This window comes from Peteryoungia rhizophila (assembly GCF_004912145.1).
Taxonomy (GTDB): domain Bacteria; phylum Pseudomonadota; class Alphaproteobacteria; order Rhizobiales; family Rhizobiaceae; genus Allorhizobium; species Allorhizobium rhizophilum.
The window spans coordinates 184687-201182 of sequence record NZ_STGT01000002.1 but is presented as its reverse complement, the minus strand read 5'-3'; the positions used below and the strand labels follow the sequence as shown (position 1 = coordinate 201182).

The 16496-nt window shown below is 62.0% G+C and carries 15 protein-coding genes; 6 read left to right on the top strand and 9 right to left on the bottom strand.

Features of this window, described 5'->3' with window-relative positions:
- Nucleotides 1-11: 11 nt before the first annotated feature.
- Entirely contained in the window at nucleotides 12-1217 is a 1206-nt protein-coding gene (gene pcaF, locus E9677_RS06920) for a 3-oxoadipyl-CoA thiolase (RefSeq protein WP_136557382.1), read from the top strand.
- Nucleotides 1218-1260: 43 nt separating this feature from the next.
- On the opposite strand, the gene E9677_RS06915 is transcribed toward pcaF, so the two are convergent.
- The gene (locus E9677_RS06915) at nucleotides 1261-1854 is read right to left on the bottom strand and encodes a DUF922 domain-containing Zn-dependent protease (RefSeq protein WP_136557381.1); all 594 of its coding nucleotides are present in this window, start codon (nucleotides 1852-1854) and stop codon (nucleotides 1261-1263) included.
- A gap of 175 nt (nucleotides 1855-2029) precedes the next feature.
- Between E9677_RS06915 and E9677_RS06910 the strand changes: the two genes are divergently transcribed.
- Nucleotides 2030-4042 (top strand): putative bifunctional diguanylate cyclase/phosphodiesterase, encoded by a 2013-nt coding sequence (locus E9677_RS06910; RefSeq protein ID WP_136557380.1) that lies wholly within the window; start codon nucleotides 2030-2032, stop codon nucleotides 4040-4042.
- Nucleotides 4043-4045: 3 nt separating this feature from the next.
- Here the strand turns inward: E9677_RS06910 and E9677_RS06905 are convergent, their stop codons facing one another.
- The 7 genes from E9677_RS06905 to E9677_RS06875 are packed head-to-tail and all read right to left on the bottom strand — an operon-like array spanning nucleotide 4046 to nucleotide 11565.
- Nucleotides 4046-4789, bottom strand: a complete 744-nt coding sequence (locus E9677_RS06905; protein WP_136557379.1) for a copper homeostasis protein CutC — start codon at nucleotides 4787-4789, stop codon at nucleotides 4046-4048.
- A 16-nt stretch (nucleotides 4790-4805) separates the two neighbouring features.
- Nucleotides 4806-6017, bottom strand: coding sequence for an MFS transporter (locus E9677_RS06900; protein ID WP_136558103.1), 1212 nt, complete (start codon nucleotides 6015-6017; stop codon nucleotides 4806-4808).
- A gap of 59 nt (nucleotides 6018-6076) precedes the next feature.
- A complete protein-coding gene (locus tag E9677_RS06895; protein ID WP_136557378.1) occupies nucleotides 6077-7516 on the bottom strand; it encodes a M81 family metallopeptidase in 1440 nt (479 codons plus the stop codon).
- Between the two features lie 13 nt (nucleotides 7517-7529).
- The gene (locus E9677_RS06890) at nucleotides 7530-9461 is read right to left on the bottom strand and encodes a beta-N-acetylhexosaminidase (protein ID WP_136557377.1); all 1932 of its coding nucleotides are present in this window, start codon (nucleotides 9459-9461) and stop codon (nucleotides 7530-7532) included.
- 26 nt (nucleotides 9462-9487) lie between these two features.
- Nucleotides 9488-10321: an SDR family oxidoreductase gene (locus tag E9677_RS06885; RefSeq protein ID WP_408014694.1), complete on the bottom strand. Its 834-nt coding sequence runs from the start codon at nucleotides 10319-10321 to the stop codon at nucleotides 9488-9490.
- Entirely contained in the window at nucleotides 10296-11162 is an 867-nt protein-coding gene (locus tag E9677_RS06880) for a MurR/RpiR family transcriptional regulator (RefSeq protein WP_136557375.1), read from the bottom strand. The genes E9677_RS06885 and E9677_RS06880 overlap by 26 nt, the downstream gene beginning before the upstream one ends.
- Before the next feature lie 16 nt (nucleotides 11163-11178).
- The gene (locus tag E9677_RS06875; protein ID WP_136557374.1) at nucleotides 11179-11565 is read right to left on the bottom strand and encodes a RidA family protein; all 387 of its coding nucleotides are present in this window, start codon (nucleotides 11563-11565) and stop codon (nucleotides 11179-11181) included.
- Nucleotides 11566-11677: 112 nt separating this feature from the next.
- Between E9677_RS06875 and E9677_RS06870 the strand changes: the two genes are divergently transcribed.
- From E9677_RS06870 to E9677_RS06855, 4 genes are read left to right on the top strand one after another with little or no spacing between them, the layout of a single operon-like run.
- Nucleotides 11678-12169 (top strand): hypothetical protein, encoded by a 492-nt coding sequence (locus E9677_RS06870; protein WP_136557373.1) that lies wholly within the window; start codon nucleotides 11678-11680, stop codon nucleotides 12167-12169.
- Nucleotides 12170-12206: 37 nt separating this feature from the next.
- A complete protein-coding gene (locus tag E9677_RS06865) occupies nucleotides 12207-13688 on the top strand; it encodes a M81 family metallopeptidase (RefSeq protein ID WP_136557372.1) in 1482 nt (493 codons plus the stop codon).
- Complete coding sequence (locus tag E9677_RS06860; protein ID WP_136557371.1) at nucleotides 13685-14776, top strand: D-TA family PLP-dependent enzyme; 1092 nt, start codon at nucleotides 13685-13687, stop codon at nucleotides 14774-14776. Before E9677_RS06865 ends, E9677_RS06860 begins: the two co-directional genes overlap by 4 nt.
- A gap of 52 nt (nucleotides 14777-14828) precedes the next feature.
- Entirely contained in the window at nucleotides 14829-15263 is a 435-nt protein-coding gene (locus E9677_RS06855) for a GFA family protein (RefSeq protein WP_136557370.1), read from the top strand.
- Nucleotides 15264-15350: 87 nt separating this feature from the next.
- On the opposite strand, the gene E9677_RS06850 is transcribed toward E9677_RS06855, so the two are convergent.
- A complete protein-coding gene (locus E9677_RS06850; protein WP_136557369.1) occupies nucleotides 15351-16481 on the bottom strand; it encodes an ABC transporter ATP-binding protein in 1131 nt (376 codons plus the stop codon).
- Nucleotides 16482-16496 lie beyond the last annotated feature (15 nt).

Here is a 16496-nt window from a genome sequence, read left to right as displayed (position 1 = left end):
GAATACAAGCCATGACCGAAGCCTTTATCTGCGATTACATTCGCACACCCATCGGCCGTTTCGGCGGTTCGCTCTCCTCCGTCCGCGCCGATGATCTCGGCGCCGTGCCGCTGAAGGCCCTGATGGAGCGCCATGCCGGCATTGACTGGGAAGCCGTCGAGGACGTGATCTACGGCTGCGCCAACCAGGCGGGCGAAGACAACCGTAATGTCGCGCGCATGTCGGCCCTGCTGGCTGGCCTGCCGGTCTCCGTCACCGGCAGCACGATCAACCGCCTCTGCGGCTCCGGCATGGATGCGGTCATTACTGCCGCACGCGCCATCAAGGCTGGGGAAGCCGAGTTGATGATCGCCGGGGGCGTCGAAAGCATGAGCCGCGCGCCCTTTGTCATGCCCAAGGCGGAAACCGCCTTCTCGCGCAATGCCGAGATCTACGACACCACCATCGGCTGGCGCTTCGTCAATCCACTGATGAAGAAGCAGTACGGCGTTGATTCCATGCCGGAGACCGGCGACAACGTGGCAATCGATTTCAAGGTCTCGCGTGAAGACCAGGATGCCTTTGCCGTTCGCAGCCAGGCCAAGGCGGCGGAAGCGCAAGCCAATGGCCGACTGGCGAAGGAAATCACAGCCGTCAGCGTGCCGCAGCGCAAGGGCGATCCTGTGATCGTCGACCGCGACGAGCATCCGCGCGCGACATCGGTCGAGGCGCTGGCCAAGCTGAAGCCGATCAACAGGATGGATGGTGCAACTGTCACCGCCGGCAATGCGTCGGGCGTCAATGACGGTGCAGCAGCCCTGATCATCGCCTCGGAAGCAGCCGTGAAGAAATATGGGCTCAACCCAATCGCCCGAATTCTGGGTGGCGCAACGGCGGGCGTCCCGCCGCGCATCATGGGCTTCGGCCCAGCACCAGCCTCGAAGAAGCTGCTCGCCCGTCTCGGCCTGGCGCAACAGCAGATCGACGTCATCGAACTGAACGAAGCTTTCGCCAGCCAGGGCATCGCGACGCTGCGCGACCTCGGCATCTCCGACGACGATCCGCGCGTGAACCGCAACGGCGGGGCCATCGCGCTCGGCCACCCGCTCGGCATGTCGGGCGCCCGCATTGCCGGCACGGCAGCACTTGAACTGAAGGTATCAGGCGGGCGCTATGCGCTTTCGACCATGTGCATCGGCGTCGGACAGGGTATCGCGATCGCCCTGGAGCGCGTCTGACATTCCATCAAAGGCGCCCTGCGACCCGGGCGCCTTTTTCGCTTCAAGGATTGAGGAAGCTCAGGATCAGCTGGTGCACGGCACCGCCAGGTGACATTTCCACCCGGTCATACTCGCTGTGGCGCGCCACATGCGCGTCCGAGATCGGCTTCAACTGGGCCTGCAGCGCAGCCCGCACCTTCTTGCAACCTGGATCATTCTCGTCGCGCAGACCAATCGACACATCCTGAATCTGCTGTGTGAGGTCCCTCATGAACTCACCGTGCAGCTTCTCGTGCTCGACGATGCCGTCGTAGAAAGCCTTCCACTTCGCTGCGACGTCAGGAGCGAGCTTCTGCGCAGGCTTCGGCAGGGTATAGGTGATGATCAGCCTGGGCTTGGCGGTAGCCAGAACGCAAGCCGCTCCCTGCTGCTGGTAATCACGCTGCCAGGTCAGCTTGAACGTCGTATGCGCGATCACCCGCCCGAGACTGAGCTTCGGCCCCCGCTCGCCGATGGACTGGTAGAGTGCCATCGGCGTCGTGCCATTCACATTGTAGTGGTCGATCTTCTCCGTAGGCTGCCAATCCTGGGCCGCCGCAGGCAAAGCAGAAATCGCGACGAGAAGCACAGCGAGCAGGCGATAGGTGGGTTTCACAGGCAGAATGGCTCCTTGGATCAGGCATCCTGATACCGTCGCAACTGCACTACCGCAATGACCATCTGATGGCGGCAAACCTGCAGACTGCAATTTGATGAGCTGCGATTTCCGCAAATTTAACGGAGTCTCATATACTAAAGCTGCTCGGGAGTGACGAGGAGAACAGACAGGCGTGGATAAAAAAGGGAAATTGGGTGAATTCTGGAGCGCCGCGGCGGGGTGGACGGACCTGCTGAAGGTTCCGAACGACAACCCTGCACTGACGGCTGCCCAGTTCGAGGCGTTCTCCAAGCAGGTCCCGCTTCTCTATTTCATCCTCGCGACCAATATGATCTCGCTTTCCTGGACCCACCATGGTTCGGCGCCGGATTATCTCGTCGTCTATCTGCCGGCGGTCCTCACGACACTCTTTACCCTCAGATCCCTGATCTGGCTGCGCGGACGCAACCTGCAGCGCACGCCGCAACAGGCCTATCGACAGCTACGCGCCACCAACATCCTGTCCTTCCCGATCGCCGTCTTCTGCACCGGCTGGTCGATTTCGCTTCTGCCCTATGGCGATGCCTATCAACAGGCCCATGTCGCATTCTTCATGGCGATCACGGTCATCGGCTGCATCTTCTGCCTCATGCATCTGCGCTCGGCCGCATTGATCGTGACCGTCACGGTCAACTTACCCTTCTTCGTCGTCATGTGCCTGAGCGGAGAGCCGACCTTTATCGCGACAGGCGTCAACGTCATCCTCGTGACGATGGCGATGATCATGATCCTCGTCTCGCACTACCGCGATTTCCGCCAGTTGCACGAATCCCGCAACGTACTGATGCTTCAGCAGCAAGCGCTGCAGGAGCAGAACAAGGCCATGCAGGCGCTTTCGGACGAAAACCTGCGCCTCGCCAACCTCGACAGCCTGACGCTTCTCGCCAACCGCCGCAGCTTCTTCCAGATGCTCGACACCGCCTTCGGCCGCGCGAGCGCGGCCGGCGACAAGCTGGCTGTCGGCGTCATCGACCTCGACGGCTTCAAACCGGTCAACGATCTCTATGGGCATTCTGCGGGTGACAAGGTCCTGGTCGAAATCGGCAACCGCCTTTCGACGATCGAAGATCAGCGTCTTTCCGTGTATCGCCTCGGTGGCGACGAATTCGGCCTTCTGCTTCAGGGCGAGGTGAGCGAAGCAGACGCGACAGCGCTTGGCGAAAAGGTCTGCGAACTGATCGCCGAACGCATCAATATCGGCAGTGGCATGGTGCAGGTCACCGGTTCCGTCGGTTTCGCGCTGTATCCGGATGTCGGCGAAACCGGCCAGGAGATCTATGAGCTCGCCGACTATGCTCTCTACACCGCCAAGCGCCACCACCGCGCCGGCACGGTCATTTTCAACGCCGTCCAGGCGAACGAACTGAACCGTCAGAAGGTCGTCGAGGAAGCGCTTGTTGCTGCCGATCTGGAAAAGGAACTCTCGCTCGTTTTCCAGCCGATCACCTGCGTCAACCGTCGCATCTGCATCGGTTTGGAGGCCCTTGCCCGCTGGCAAAGCCCGCGCATCGGTCAGGTCTCTCCGGCCGAATTCATTCCCGTCGCCGAACACAACGGCCGCATCACGCTGATCACGCGCCTTCTGCTTGAACGCGCGCTCGATGTGGCACGCCTGTGGCCGGACGAAGTCTATCTCTCCTTCAACCTGTCACCGCACGACCTGAGTTCGCCGGAGAACACGCTGAAGATCGTCTCGATCGTCCTGAAGAGCGGTTTTGACCCGCGCCGCATCAACTTCGAGATCACCGAAACCGCCGTCATGCACGACTTCGAGCAGGCAAGCGCTTCGATCCAGATGCTGCGTGAACTGGGCGCCGGCATTTCGCTCGACGATTTCGGCACCGGCTATTCCAGCTTGAACCACGTACACAAACTGCCGCTCACCAAGATCAAGATCGACGGCAGCTTCGTGCGCAACATCCACACCCGCCGCACCAGCTTCAACATCGTCAAATCGGTGCTGGCGCTCTGTGCCGAGATGGAGCTGGAAGCGATCGTCGAGGGTGTCGAGACGGAAGAGGAACTGCGCATCCTCGAAAATCTCGGGGTTCGGGCGGTCCAGGGCTATTACTTCGGCAAACCCATGGTCGCTGCTGAGACCGTGAAACTGCTTGCGGCCCAAAGCGCCCAGGCGCTGGCCTCCTGAGTTTCAGCCTACCCTTGCACTGATCTCAGCCTTGAGCTGGCGCACGATCTCCGCATCCGTCCGCCGCGGCATTTCGGCCGAGAAACCGAGCTCGACGAGCCGTTCTGCGCCGACATCCGCCCGGCTGCAGGAAGCATGCAGCTCGGTTACGCCGGGGATCGCCAGAAAGCGCCCTGCGTTTTCTGGGCGCACTCCACCGCCGGGCATGATCGAAATGCTGCCGGAACCCCGTTTCGCCAGTCGGGCAATCACATCGATACCCTCTTCGGCATGCCGCGCACCGCCCGATGTCAGCACACGCGAGAAACCGAGTTCGACCGCAAGATCAAGCGCTGCATCCATGTCTTCAACGACATCGATCGCCCGATGCAAAGTGAGGTCCAGCCCCTGTGCCGCGTCGATGAGCCGACGAATGACGTCTTTATCCAGCGCACCGACCGGCGTAGTCGCGCCGATCACGACGCCGGCCAGACCGGCTTCGCGCGCAGCAAGAATGTCGGTCTCCATCAGCGCGACTTCGGCCTCGCTATAGGCAAAGCCACCGTCGCGTGGACGGATCAGCGCATGGACGGGGATCGGCGCATTGGCAGCGATGGCCATGAAGCCACGAGAGGGCGTGAGCCCGCCGGAACCGAGTGCCGAGCAGAGCTCGATCCGGTCAGCACCCCCGGCGACCGCCGCTTCCAGCCCGGCAACATCGTCGACGCAGATCTCAAGGAGAGGTGTTGGAGTATTTTTTCGAGACATCACGACCCTCCTGCCCTCAACTTTCTGCCTTCAGCTGCGGCGTCCGATCGAGCAGCCAGAGGAGGCCGACACCGATGGCGCCCGCAATCGAGGCGATGATCGCCGTGCCTGCATAGTCGCTGATGCTGGTACCGAGCGCAAACATCAGCGAGGCCATGCCACCGCTCAGGAAGATGTTGACCGCGATCAGCGAGCTGCCGAGGCCTGCCCTGTCCGCGATCAGGTTCTGAAGATAGGTGATCGGGATGGCGATAATGCCTGCCGCTCCGAGGCCTGCAACGATCGTGAGAAGATAGACGTCCATCGGCCGGTCGGCGAGGCCGAGGAAGACGAGATAGCTGCAATAGATCAGCGCTGCCGTGACCATGGCGAAGAGGATGGAGGTTCTGGCTTCGACCCATCCCCAGAAGAGGATGAAGATGATTTCGAGAAAGGCGACGATACCGACGATCACGCCGACATCCGCCGGCGTTCCGCCAGCCTTGCCGGTGACGATCAGGGGCAGAACGGTGCCGTTGGCGTGCAACATGGCCGAGATCAGCGAAATCGCCAGAAGCCTTGGCAGGACGCTTGCCGAGCCGATCTGCCGGATGGAACGGAAGAAGGAATAGTGCTGCCGCTCCCCCTCCTGCACCGGCGGCAGGCGATCCAGACCGAAGACGAAGAGCAGGAGGCAGACGACACAGGCGAGGCTCGCCAGAAGGAAGGCCGGCAACATGCTCGGCTGACCGATCAGAAGGGCACCGACGATCCCGGGAACCAGCACCCAGGAGGCAGAGAGGATGGCCCGCACGGCCGAATTCACCGCCATCAGCTCGCGCACTGCCATACCGGAGGAAACCGCGCGGATATTGGCGAAGATCAGCGAATTGATCGTGCCGAACACCGGGATCAACACCAGTGTCGCAATCGCAAACATCACTGGCGTTGGCACGACGTAGACCAGCCCGAAGCCGACGATGCCGAAGATGGCGGCCAGGATCATCGGCGAGCGGAAATGGCCTAGCCTGTCCGCCACGATGCCGGCAGTCACGCTGGCGCTGACATTCACCACAGCAGCCAGGAAGATCAGCACCGAATAGACGGCGTCCGACAATCCGAGCTCACGGATGCCGATCAGCGACATGTAGGGGGACGTCGCAGCGCCGGAGAAGCCGAAGAAGAAGATCGCGGCCGCACTGACCCGGATCGGCTTGTGGCGATAGACCACCGAAAAGGAGGACAACATCAAGGGTACAATCGGGTTGGGGATCGTGCCGCCGGAAGGGAGGCACCGACATCAATGTCTCAAGGGAATCGCGTCGAGAAGAACACCTTTGCCGTATAGCTGAAATCCTTGACGAAGGGATAGCTGGGCTGGTGGCGGCGATGGCTCGGCAGGTTCTCGATGTCCTGGTTGATCACACCATCCGTCAGCGCCATCAGGTTCGGATTGGCGATCGGCGCAAGCTCCGGCGAGAGATAGCCAGACTTGACGACGAGCAGCCGTACCTTGGTCGGATCGAGACCGAGCCGGGTGAAATCCGCGATGTTGTGATAGGGCCGACGCCGCGCCGCGAGCACCAGAATGATGCCGCAGATCTTGACGACAGCCTGTTGTTCGGCAGCCGAGCCGGGATCATCGAGAAAGACGACATCCGCCCCCACCTCGACGGAAGGGCTTGCCGGATCAAGCGAACCGCCGACCTTCAGCGAAACCCGCGCGCCAGCTCCCGCCGCAAAGCAGCGTTCAACGGCCGGGCGGTCGGTAATGCCGGCAATCAGGACATCATCGATCGACCGCGCCAGAAGCGCCTTGAGCACATCCGCCCGATCGCCCACGCCGCCGCCGGTCGGGTTGTCGCCAGAGTCAGCGAGAATGATCGGCCGTGTCTCGGTGCGTTCAGCAATATCCAGCATATCCGCAAGCGGACCCGTGACCGGGCCGAAGCGGAAGTCTTCGCGCGCATCCCAGTAGGACTGCGCAATGGCAGCCGCGACCTTTTCCGCTGCCCCCTTGTCGACTGCCGTGACGACGGCACATGCCGTGCCTCTCGGCTCGTCGGCCCAGACATAGCCCACCATCAGGTTGGCGTCCCAGATGCCGGGCACGGCATCATGCTCCGGCAGCTTCAGATAGAGGCTCTTTGCCGGTTCGTCCTCTGTCGAGGTCCGCTCTCCGGGCAGGAGGACCGGCACCGGCGCCCAGGCGACACCGGGCTTCTCGCCGGTTCTGAGCGCCCGGACCAGCATCGACCAGGCCCGGACCATGGTCTCGCGCACATCGATATGCGGCGCCGTGCGATAACCGGCGAAGATATCAAGCTGGTCGATAATCTTCTGCGTGACATTGCCATGCAGGTCGTAGCTTGCCGCAACCGGCACGTCCGGACCGACAACAGCCCGTGCCGCAGAAATCCAATCGCCCTCGGCATCGTCCATGCCCTCGACATTCATCGCGCCATGCATGGCGAGATAAAGCCCGTCGATCGGCAGTGTGGCCTTGAGCCGCTCGAGGAACTCCGCCTTGAACCCTTCATAGGTGGCGCGTGCCAGCGGACCGCCCGGAACCGCGCGGGCATGCAGCTGCGGGAGGTGCTCAACGCCTTCCGCTTCGAGGAAATCGAAATACTCATGCGCCAGCAGATCCGGCCCGCGCAGCACGCGAAAATCCTCGGGCTGCATCAAGACGGGAGACGAGGTCGAGCACTCGGTATGGATACCGCCAACGGCGATGCGGAAGGTCATAGGCCTCAAATCCTCAGTAGCGGGGGCTCAAGCGGACGATGGCGGCAAAGCGCAGCCAGTCCTTGTTGTCCTTCGGCGTCCAGGCGGCCTCCGCAATGGCCGGAAGACGCGGGAAGACGAGGTGGTTGAAGTAGTCGCGGGTCAGGAAATGTTCGCACCAGATGCAGGCCTGAACACCCCGCATGCGGGCAGCAAGCTCGGCTGGAAACTCGGCGACTGCCTCATAGGTATAGGTGTGGTGCGGTGGCACGGTGCCCGCCCAGCTCGCACCCGGCTCCTGGAAGGCTTCGTCCTGCACCATGTCGAGATAATAGGCCTGGCCCGGGGTCATCACGACGTCGTAGCCCTGTTTGGCGAGCTCCAGCCCGACCTCCGGCTTCTGCCAGGCCATCAGCAACGTGCCCTCGGGATCGACGCCGCCGCCATGGCTGACCTCGTCCCAGCCAGCGAGCTTGCGGCCCCGCTCGGCCAGCATCTTCTGGATGCGTTTCATGAAATAGCTCTGCAGCCCGAAGGTGCCTTCGATGCCTTCCTGCTCCATCAGCTTCCGAGCCAGCGGCGATGCCATCCAGGTATTGGCCGCCACTTCATCGCCGCCAATATGGATAAGCGTCGACGGGAAGAGCTCGACCATTTCGTCGAACACCTTGCCCAGCACCTCGTAGGTGTATTCGATCGCCGGGTTGAGCGCATTGTTCGGATAGCCCTGGACCGAGCGATAACTATCGGGCGCCTCCTGGCCATCGACCAGTTCCGGCAGTGCTACCAGCATCGCGGTGCTATGGCCGGGCACATCGATCTCCGGCACCACCTCGACCTGAAGGGCGGCGGCATGGGCGACGATGTCGCGGACCTCGTCCTGCGCATAGAAACCACCGACAGGCTCGGCCCCATTACCAAGCTGCGGCAGGAGCGGTTCGTCCGGCCCGCGCAACACGCCAAGGGTCGTCAACTGCGGGAAGGCCTTGATTTCGAGACGCCAGGCTTCGTCGTCGGACAGATGCCAGTGGAAGGTGTTCATCCGGAACCAGGCGAGGATGTCGATCAGGCGTTTGACGTCTGCAACGGGGAAGAACTGGCGGGAAACATCGAGATGGCAACCGCGCCAGTCGTAGCGTGGCTTGTCGGCGATCGTGCCTGATGCGGGGAAGCGGAACGTCTCCGGCTGGATGCGCGCACCATGCAGCATCTGGGCAAGCAGGGTCAGCGCATACTGCAGGCCGGCGACATCGCCATAGGTGAGCGTGATGCCGTCAGCGGCAAAGTTCAGCCGATAGGCAGAGGCACCAAGCGCTTCGTCGGACTTGAGGGCGATCGCCCGCCCCTGATGCACCGGTGCCAGCGACAACGGCGCATGGCCGACCGCGAAGAGGCGGCAGAAGAGACGCAGCACGTTTTCGACGGCGCGTAGTTCAACCAGCGAGGCGCCTTCAGCCGGATAAAGCGCGACGGGGAACCCTTCACCCGCCACCAGCTCAGCCGAGGCTGGCCAGGGCAGAATGGCAAAGGGCTGGGAAACCTTGCCCTCAGGCAGCAAGGCCGGCGGCGGTGCGCTGTTGCCGCCGCCAAGCATCAGATCCGCAACCGCAACGGCCGCATGCTGGCCGGTGGAAAGCGTGAGATAGGCGGACTTCGCCCCATCCGTCCGGTGCTTGGCCGGCCGCCACAAGCCACCGACCCGGAATGTCCAGGAAGCACCGGGCTGCAGCACAAAGCCGGCCGGAGGCGCGAACTGGTGAAAATTGGCGTTGCGCTTCAGGAAGACCGCGTTTTCGAGGATCGGTTCTTCGGTGTCCTTGACGCGGGTCAGCGACGTATAGGCGAGCTTGAAATCGGCAAGCGCCACATCCGAGAGATTGACCAGCGTGAAGACGAAGGCCCCGCAGTCGTCGCCCTCCACCGGATGCCACGCGTTTTCGAGGCGGAACTGAACTTCTGTTGCCATGGGGAAATACTCCGGGCTTTGCGGTATCAATAATGGTCGGATTGAGAGAAGGTTCGCGCGAGCTCGGCCTGACCGGCCGTTAGCCCGCAATCGACGGGCAGGCAGACGCCGGTAATGGCAGCCGCCTGATCGCTCGACAGGAAAAACACGGCATTGGCGATATCCTCGGCCGTGGCGATCCGGCGCAGCGCATACCAGCGCTTGGCCTCTTCAAAGACTTGTGGATTAGCCGCAGCGCGCGCCTCCCAAGCCTGGGTGCGGACGGTGCCGGGGGCGACAGCATTTGCGCGGACACCGTATTTGCCGTATTCGACGGCAATCAGTTTGGTGAGGTGGATGAGCCCGGCCTTGGCCGCGCTGTAGGCGGGATGCCCAAAGACAGCCATGCCATTGACTGAGGAAATGTTGACGAGCGCGCCCTTGGACGCCTTAAGTGCCTCCTCAAACGCGCGGAAGCAGAGGAAGGGCGCTTCGAGATTGAGCGCATTGTCCTTGCGCCAGATCTCGCCATCGGTATCGCCGAGGCTGACTGCCCGCGCCGAACCGGCATTGTTGACCACCGTATGAACCAGGCCAAGGGTTGCGATGCGTGCAGCGGTCTCGGCGAGATCCTTCTCGTCCGTCACGTCACAGACCAGCGAGGCGAAGCGAACATCGTCATTAAGCTCGACCATCGCCTGGCCAAGCGCCTGACAATCCAGATCCAGCAGCACGACAAGGTCATGGCTGTCGGCGAGCCGCTTTGCGATCGCCCGGCCTATATCACCAGCAGCACCCGTTACGACGGCAACCTTATGCGTCACGGCGGGCCTCCGACATCGATGCGGGCATGGCTCAGTCTCCGAGAAGTTGCCGGTCATCGCCGCCATCGCGGTGTTCGACCAGTTGTTGCTTGATATGGCGCAGCGTCACCTGCGACTGCTTGCGATTGCGATAGGCAACGAGGCTCGCGATCACGTCCACGACGGCGAGATAGGCAAAACGCGTCGAGGTCGGGCGGAAGATGTTCTCGCCCTCCGGCAGGTCGATGCCGATGACGAGTTCGGAGGCCTCGGCCACCAGGCTGTTGCTTTGGGTGAGCGCGATCGTGGTGATGCCGTTCTCGCGGGCGAGCTTGAAGCATTTCACCAGCTCAGCATTTCTCCCTGAAAACGAGGAACCGATCAGCACGTCATTGGAACGTGCAGCGGCTGTCAGCATCAGCTGCATGTTGTGGTCGGCAGAGGCTGTCACGCGAGACCCCAAGCGAAACAGGCGGTTCTGGATCTCGCCCGAGATCATCGAGGAATTGCCACCCGAGCCGAAGGCATAGACCATCTCTGCCCGCGCCAGCCGGTCTGCGACCTTATCGAGCATGGCGGGATCGAGCGCCCGATGCACCATGAACATCGCGTTCTGCGCCTTGGTGATGACATCACTCGCAACGTCGGCAGGCTCGGTGCTTTGCGCTTCCGGATTGAGATAGCGCACCCCGACATAAGCCGTACGCGCAAGGCTCACCTTGAAATCGGCAAAGTTCTGGCAGCCGAGCCGACGGCAGAAGCGCGTCACCGTCGGCGGCGAGACCTCTGCCTTCTCGGCGAGTTCGATGATCGAGGCATTGACCGCGAAGTCGAAGGAATTGAGCAGAATATCCGCGATGCGTTGCTCGGAGGCCGAAAACTGCCCTGCCTCTTCCTGAATGCGCGCGAAGATATCCAATGCCCTGCCCTCTCTCTTATTTCGAAGGCTTAAAGGCTACGCAGTCGATCTCGACCTTGCAATCGACCATCATCGAGGCCTGAACGCAGGCCCGCGCCGGCGGGTGCTCGCCGAAATACTGCTGGTAGATCTTGTTGAAACTCCAGAAATCGCGGGGGTCATCGAGCCACACACCGCAGCGCACTACATGCTCCAGCCCGTAGCCGGCCTCGTCCAGAATGGCGATGACATTGGCGATCGTCTTGTGGGTCTGCTCGATGATGCCGCCCGGGATGATCTCGCCATCTTCCATGGCCACCTGGCCAGAAACATAGAGCCAACCATCGGCCTCGACAGCCCGGGCAAACGGCAAACGCTGACCACCCGCACCCGCCTTCTCGGCCCCGTAACGCTTGATCGTCATCGACACCTCTCATGCAAATTATTTTCTTCAATCGTTGACAAGCGACCACAAAAAACGGATTTTGACCAGACAAAATCGACAATCATGAAAAGAATTTAAAGGCGGGGAAGAAATGCGCGACCCATTCCACAATCCGTTTCCGGCAACGGACGAAGCCCGCCATGCCATCTGGGAGATGCTCGTCCCCCGCGATATCGACGCTTTTCTGGCCGCCGACTGGAGCATGGTCGCCCATGACTTTGTCGAGGACGGCTTCATCGGCATCAGCGGCAATCGCGAGGACGATCCGGACAAGTGGACGCTCGCCTTCCCCAATCTGCACGCCTATCGCGACGAATGGCTGAAGCAGGCCAAGGACTTCGCGGCCCAAACTTATGGCGAGGACCCGCGCACCGCGATCTTCACCACGACAACGCTGGAAGAGATCGAGATCTCAGGCGAGACGGCGCTCGTTCGCAAGAAGTTCGACGGCGGCATCAAGAAGGCGGATGGCAGCCTCGACGTCATGCGCTGGCAGACGCTCTATTATTGCCGCCTGCATGAAGGCCGCTGGAAAATCTCCGGCTTCACCGGTTATCTGCCCAATCCGATGGGCCATCGCTGAACCGCCCTCAAACCCTCAAGACCCCGGAGGTCAGCCTTTGCGCATCTTCACCGCCGCGCTTGCAACGGAAACGAACACCTTCTCCCCGATCTGCATCGACCGGCGCGCCTTCGAGGATTCGCTCTATGCGCCTCCGGGACAACACCCCGCGACACCCACGCTCTGCACCGCGCCGATCACGGTGGGCCGCAAGGTTTGCTTCGAGAAGGGCTGGACGCTGATCGAGGGCACAGCGACCTGGGCCGACCCGGCAGGTCTCGTCAACAGGCAGACATTCGAAAGCCTGCGCGACGAGATCCTGGATCAGCTGCGCGCCGCACTGCCCGTCGATGCCGTCGTGCTCGGTCTGCATGGCGCGATGGTGGCCGACGGTTATCTCGACCCGGAAGGCGACCTGCTCACCCGAATCCGCGAGTTCATAGGCCCAGACATTCTTCTCTGCGCCGAACTCGACCCGCACAGCCACCTGACGGCAAAGCGCGTCGCAGCCGCCGACTTCTTCGTCGTCTTCAAGGAATTCCCGCACACCGATTTCGTCGATCGGGCCGAAGATCTCTGGCGCATTGCGGTCGACACGCTGGAAGGCCGCATCAAGCCGGTCATGTCGGTCTTCGACTGCCGCATGATCGATATTTTCCCGACCTCGCGCGAGCCGATGCGCAGCTTTGTTGACAGGCTTATGGCCATCGAAAAAGTGGATGCAGACGTTTTGTCGCTCTCTGTCATTCATGGCTTCATGGCAGGCGACGTGCCGGAGATGGGCACCAAAACAATCGTCATTACCAATGGCCATCCGGAAAAAGGCGCGATGCTCGCCCGCGATCTCGGCCTTGAGCTGTTTGCCAAGCGCGGCACATTCATGATGCCGCAAATCGACGAGAAGACCGCCCTAGACAAGGCGCTCGCCTACCCGGAGGGTCCGGTCGTCATCGCCGACATGTGGGACAATCCAGGTGGCGGTACGGCGGGCGACGCGACCGTGATCCTTGAGGAAATGCTGGCACGTGGCGTGACCAACGCCGCTATCGGTATGATCTGGGACCCGATTGCCGTGCAGATCTGCATGGCTGCCGGCGGAGGTGCTGAAATCCCGCTGCGCTTCGGCGCCAAGTCCGCTCCTGGCACCGGTCATCCGGTCGATGGACTGGTCAAGGTGGTCAAGGTCGTGCCCAATGCCGAGATGCGCTTCGGCGACAGCATCGCCCCCTTCGGCGACGCCGCCCATATCCGGCTTGAGGGCATCGACATCATCCTGAGCTCGGTCCGCGTCCAGAGCTACGATCCGTCGCTTTTTACCGCGCTCGGCATCGACCCGACGAGCAAGCACCTGCTGGTCATCAAGTCCACCAACCACTTCTATGCCGCCTTTTCGCAGATCGCCTCGGATATTCTCTACTGCGCCGCCGGCACGCCCTATCCGAACGACCCGGCCAAGACCGCCTATCGGCATGTGCGCCGCGATATCTGGCCGATCATGGCCAATCCGCACGAGACGCCCGAAGGCAGCGAGGCCGCATGATGGGACTGCCCCGCCCCAAACCTGGCCAGCCGATATCAGAACTCTCCACGCCGCTTCCGATGATCGACGAGCGGAAGCTTGTCACCAATATCGAGCGTGTGCAGGCCTATATGGACAGCCACGGCCTCGCCTTCCGTCCGCACATCAAGACCCACAAGATCCCGGCGATCGCCAGCCAGCAGGCGAAGGCCGGCGCGAAGGGCATCAACTGCCAGAAGATTACCGAAGCCGAGATCTTCGCCGATGCCGGCTTCGAGGACCTGCTGATCACCTTCAACATTCTGGGCTCGGAGAAGCTTGAACGGCTCGCGGCGCTAAACGCCCGCATTTCCGGCCTGAAGGTCGTTGCCGACAGCGAAATGACGGTGCGCGGCCTCTCGTCGGCTTTCTCTGAGATCCGACCGCTCAGCGTTCTCGTCGAGTGTGACACGGGCGGCGGACGCTGCGGCGTTCAGAGCCCGGAGTCGGCGGTGGCACTTGCCGAGGCGATTGTTGCAGTCCCCGGCCTCATCTTCGCCGGCATCCTCACTTACCCCAAGGCCGATACCGAAGAGGCAGTGGAAGCTTTCTTCGCCGCGACACTCGCCGGCCTCGCTGCCCGAGGCATCCCCTGCCCCATCGTCTCCAATGGCGGCACGCCCAGCCTCTTCTCTGCACACAAGGTGACCTCAGCGACCGAGCATCGGGCCGGCACCTATGTCTACAACGACCGCGCCATGGCGAGGTCAGGCCATTGCAGCCTCGACGACTGCGCCATGCACATCCTCGCCACCGTCGTCTCCCGCCCGACCGAGGATCGCGCTATCCTCGACGCCGGCTCCAAGGCCCTGACCTCGGACCTCCTGGGCTTTTCGGACTATGGCCTGATCTTTGAGTACCCGGACGCGGTCATCACCGGTCTTTCCGAGGAGCATGGCACGGTCGATCTGTCGAAAGTCACCGGCCGGCGCCCTGAGATCGGCGAGAAGGTGCGGATAATCCCGAACCACACCTGTGTCGTCTCCAACCTCTTCGATGTCATGACCTTCCACCGCGACGGCATCGTCACCCGGGTGGAAGACATCGCGGCACGCGGCCTCGTCTGGTAGGGTCTTGCAAGGCCTTGCCTCACGCGCCTAGTTTGCTGGAGGGAGGGCAACCATGGACGACAAGAGCGAGAACTCCGCCACACGCAGGCTGCGCGGCGGCTGCATGTGCGGTGCCGTGACCTATGAGGTCGCCGATCGTTTTCTCTATGCGATCAACTGCCATTGTTCGAAATGCCGTCGCACGACAGGCTCGGCTTTCAAGCCGATCGCGGGTGTTGCGCCTGAGGATTTCTCCGTTACGACGGGCAAGGACAGACTCTTTCGCCACGGCGATCCCGACCGCATTCACGACCTGCATTGCCAGACTTGCGGCTCTCTCGTCTATTCCTGGATTGCCGAAAACGGCACCGTGAAGGTTCATGTGCCTATGGGCACCCTGATCGACCCGCCATCGACCAAGCCATCCCTGCACATCTTCGTGGCTTCCAAGGCGCCGTGGTACGAGATCCTCGACGACCTGCCGCAATTCGACGGGTTCCCGACTTGAACCGCATCCCGAACTGACATCCGCGCATAAAAAAGGTCCGCCCGAAGGCGGACCAGGGGATTGGCCTTGGCATGGCCGGGAGGAGCTTTATTCGGCAGCCGTGACAGATGCCGGAAGGTCGAGAGTCCGCCAGTCGATGCGCCGTTCCAGCGCCTGCCCGTTGGCATCGAAGAGATGGCAGTCGGCAGCCATGATGCCTGTCGTCATCGGCTGTTCGGCACGCACCGGCGCGGAGCCTGGGAGCAGCGCGCAGTAAGGTTCGCCATTCGGCAAGGCCGCATAGGCGATGGTGTTGATCCCGAGGCGCTCAATGACGGCGGGCGTCACCATGATGTTGATATCGCCATCGCTGAGCCGCGTATGTTCGGGGCGAATCCCGAGCGTCAGCGTCTGGCCGACGAGATCAGGCCGCGCATCGACGGGGATCAGAGCTGTCTGGCCTTCGTAGGAAATCGTGACCCCGATCGCATCGACACCGACACAGGTGACCGGCACGAAATTCATCTTCGGATTACCGATAAAGCCGGCGACAAAAGTATTCTGCGGCTTGTGATAAAGCTCGAGCGGCGCACCCACCTGGGCGATGGTGCCGGCATTCAGCACCACGATCCGGTCGGCCATGGTCATGGCCTCGATCTGGTCGTGGGTGACGTAGATCATCGTCGCTTCAAGATCGCGATGCAGCTTTGTGAGCTCGATGCGCATGTCGGCACGAAGGGCTGCATCGAGGTTGGACAGTGGTTCGTCGAAGAGGAAGATCTTCGGTTCGCGCACGATGGCACGGCCGATCGCGACGCGCTGGCGCTGGCCACCCGATAGCTGGCCGGGACGCTGCTGCAGGCGCTGGTCGAGCTGCAGGATCTTGGCGACAGCGCCGACCTTCTCGCGGATCGTCTCCTCGGGGAGCTTCTCGACACGCAGTGGAAAGGCGATGTTCTCGAAGACAGACATATGCGGATAGAGCGCATAGGACTGGAAGACCATGGCGATGCCACGCTCGACCGGCGGGCGGTCGTTGACCCGCTCGCCATCGATCACGATGTCCCCATCGGTCGTGTCATCAAGGCCCGCGATCATGCGAAGCAGCGTGGACTTGCCGCAGCCCGACGGCCCGACGAAAACGACGAACTCGCCGTCCTTCACCTCGAGATCGACACCCTTGATGACCTCGAAATGCCCGTACGACTTGCGCACCTTTTTCAGAAATAGCTGACCCACGACCCTCAGTCTCCA

Coding starts and splice junctions, on each gene's coding strand:
- E9677_RS06900 (WP_136558103.1), bottom strand. CDS start 6,017: ATGTTGTCCTCCTTTTCGGTGGTCTATCGCCACAAGCCGATCCGGGTC.
- E9677_RS06905 (WP_136557379.1), bottom strand. CDS start 4,789: ATGTCTCGAAAAAATACTCCAACACCTCTCCTTGAGATCTGCGTCGAC.
- E9677_RS06870 (WP_136557373.1), top strand. CDS start 11,678: ATGCGCGACCCATTCCACAATCCGTTTCCGGCAACGGACGAAGCCCGC.
- E9677_RS06875 (WP_136557374.1), bottom strand. CDS start 11,565: ATGACGATCAAGCGTTACGGGGCCGAGAAGGCGGGTGCGGGTGGTCAG.
- E9677_RS06890 (WP_136557377.1), bottom strand. CDS start 9,461: ATGGCAACAGAAGTTCAGTTCCGCCTCGAAAACGCGTGGCATCCGGTG.
- E9677_RS06855 (WP_136557370.1), top strand. CDS start 14,829: ATGGACGACAAGAGCGAGAACTCCGCCACACGCAGGCTGCGCGGCGGC.
- E9677_RS06860 (WP_136557371.1), top strand. CDS start 13,685: ATGATGGGACTGCCCCGCCCCAAACCTGGCCAGCCGATATCAGAACTC.
- E9677_RS06885 (WP_408014694.1), bottom strand. CDS start 10,321: ATGACCGGCAACTTCTCGGAGACTGAGCCATGCCCGCATCGATGTCGG.
- pcaF (WP_136557382.1), top strand. CDS start 12: ATGACCGAAGCCTTTATCTGCGATTACATTCGCACACCCATCGGCCGT.
- E9677_RS06895 (WP_136557378.1), bottom strand. CDS start 7,516: ATGACCTTCCGCATCGCCGTTGGCGGTATCCATACCGAGTGCTCGACC.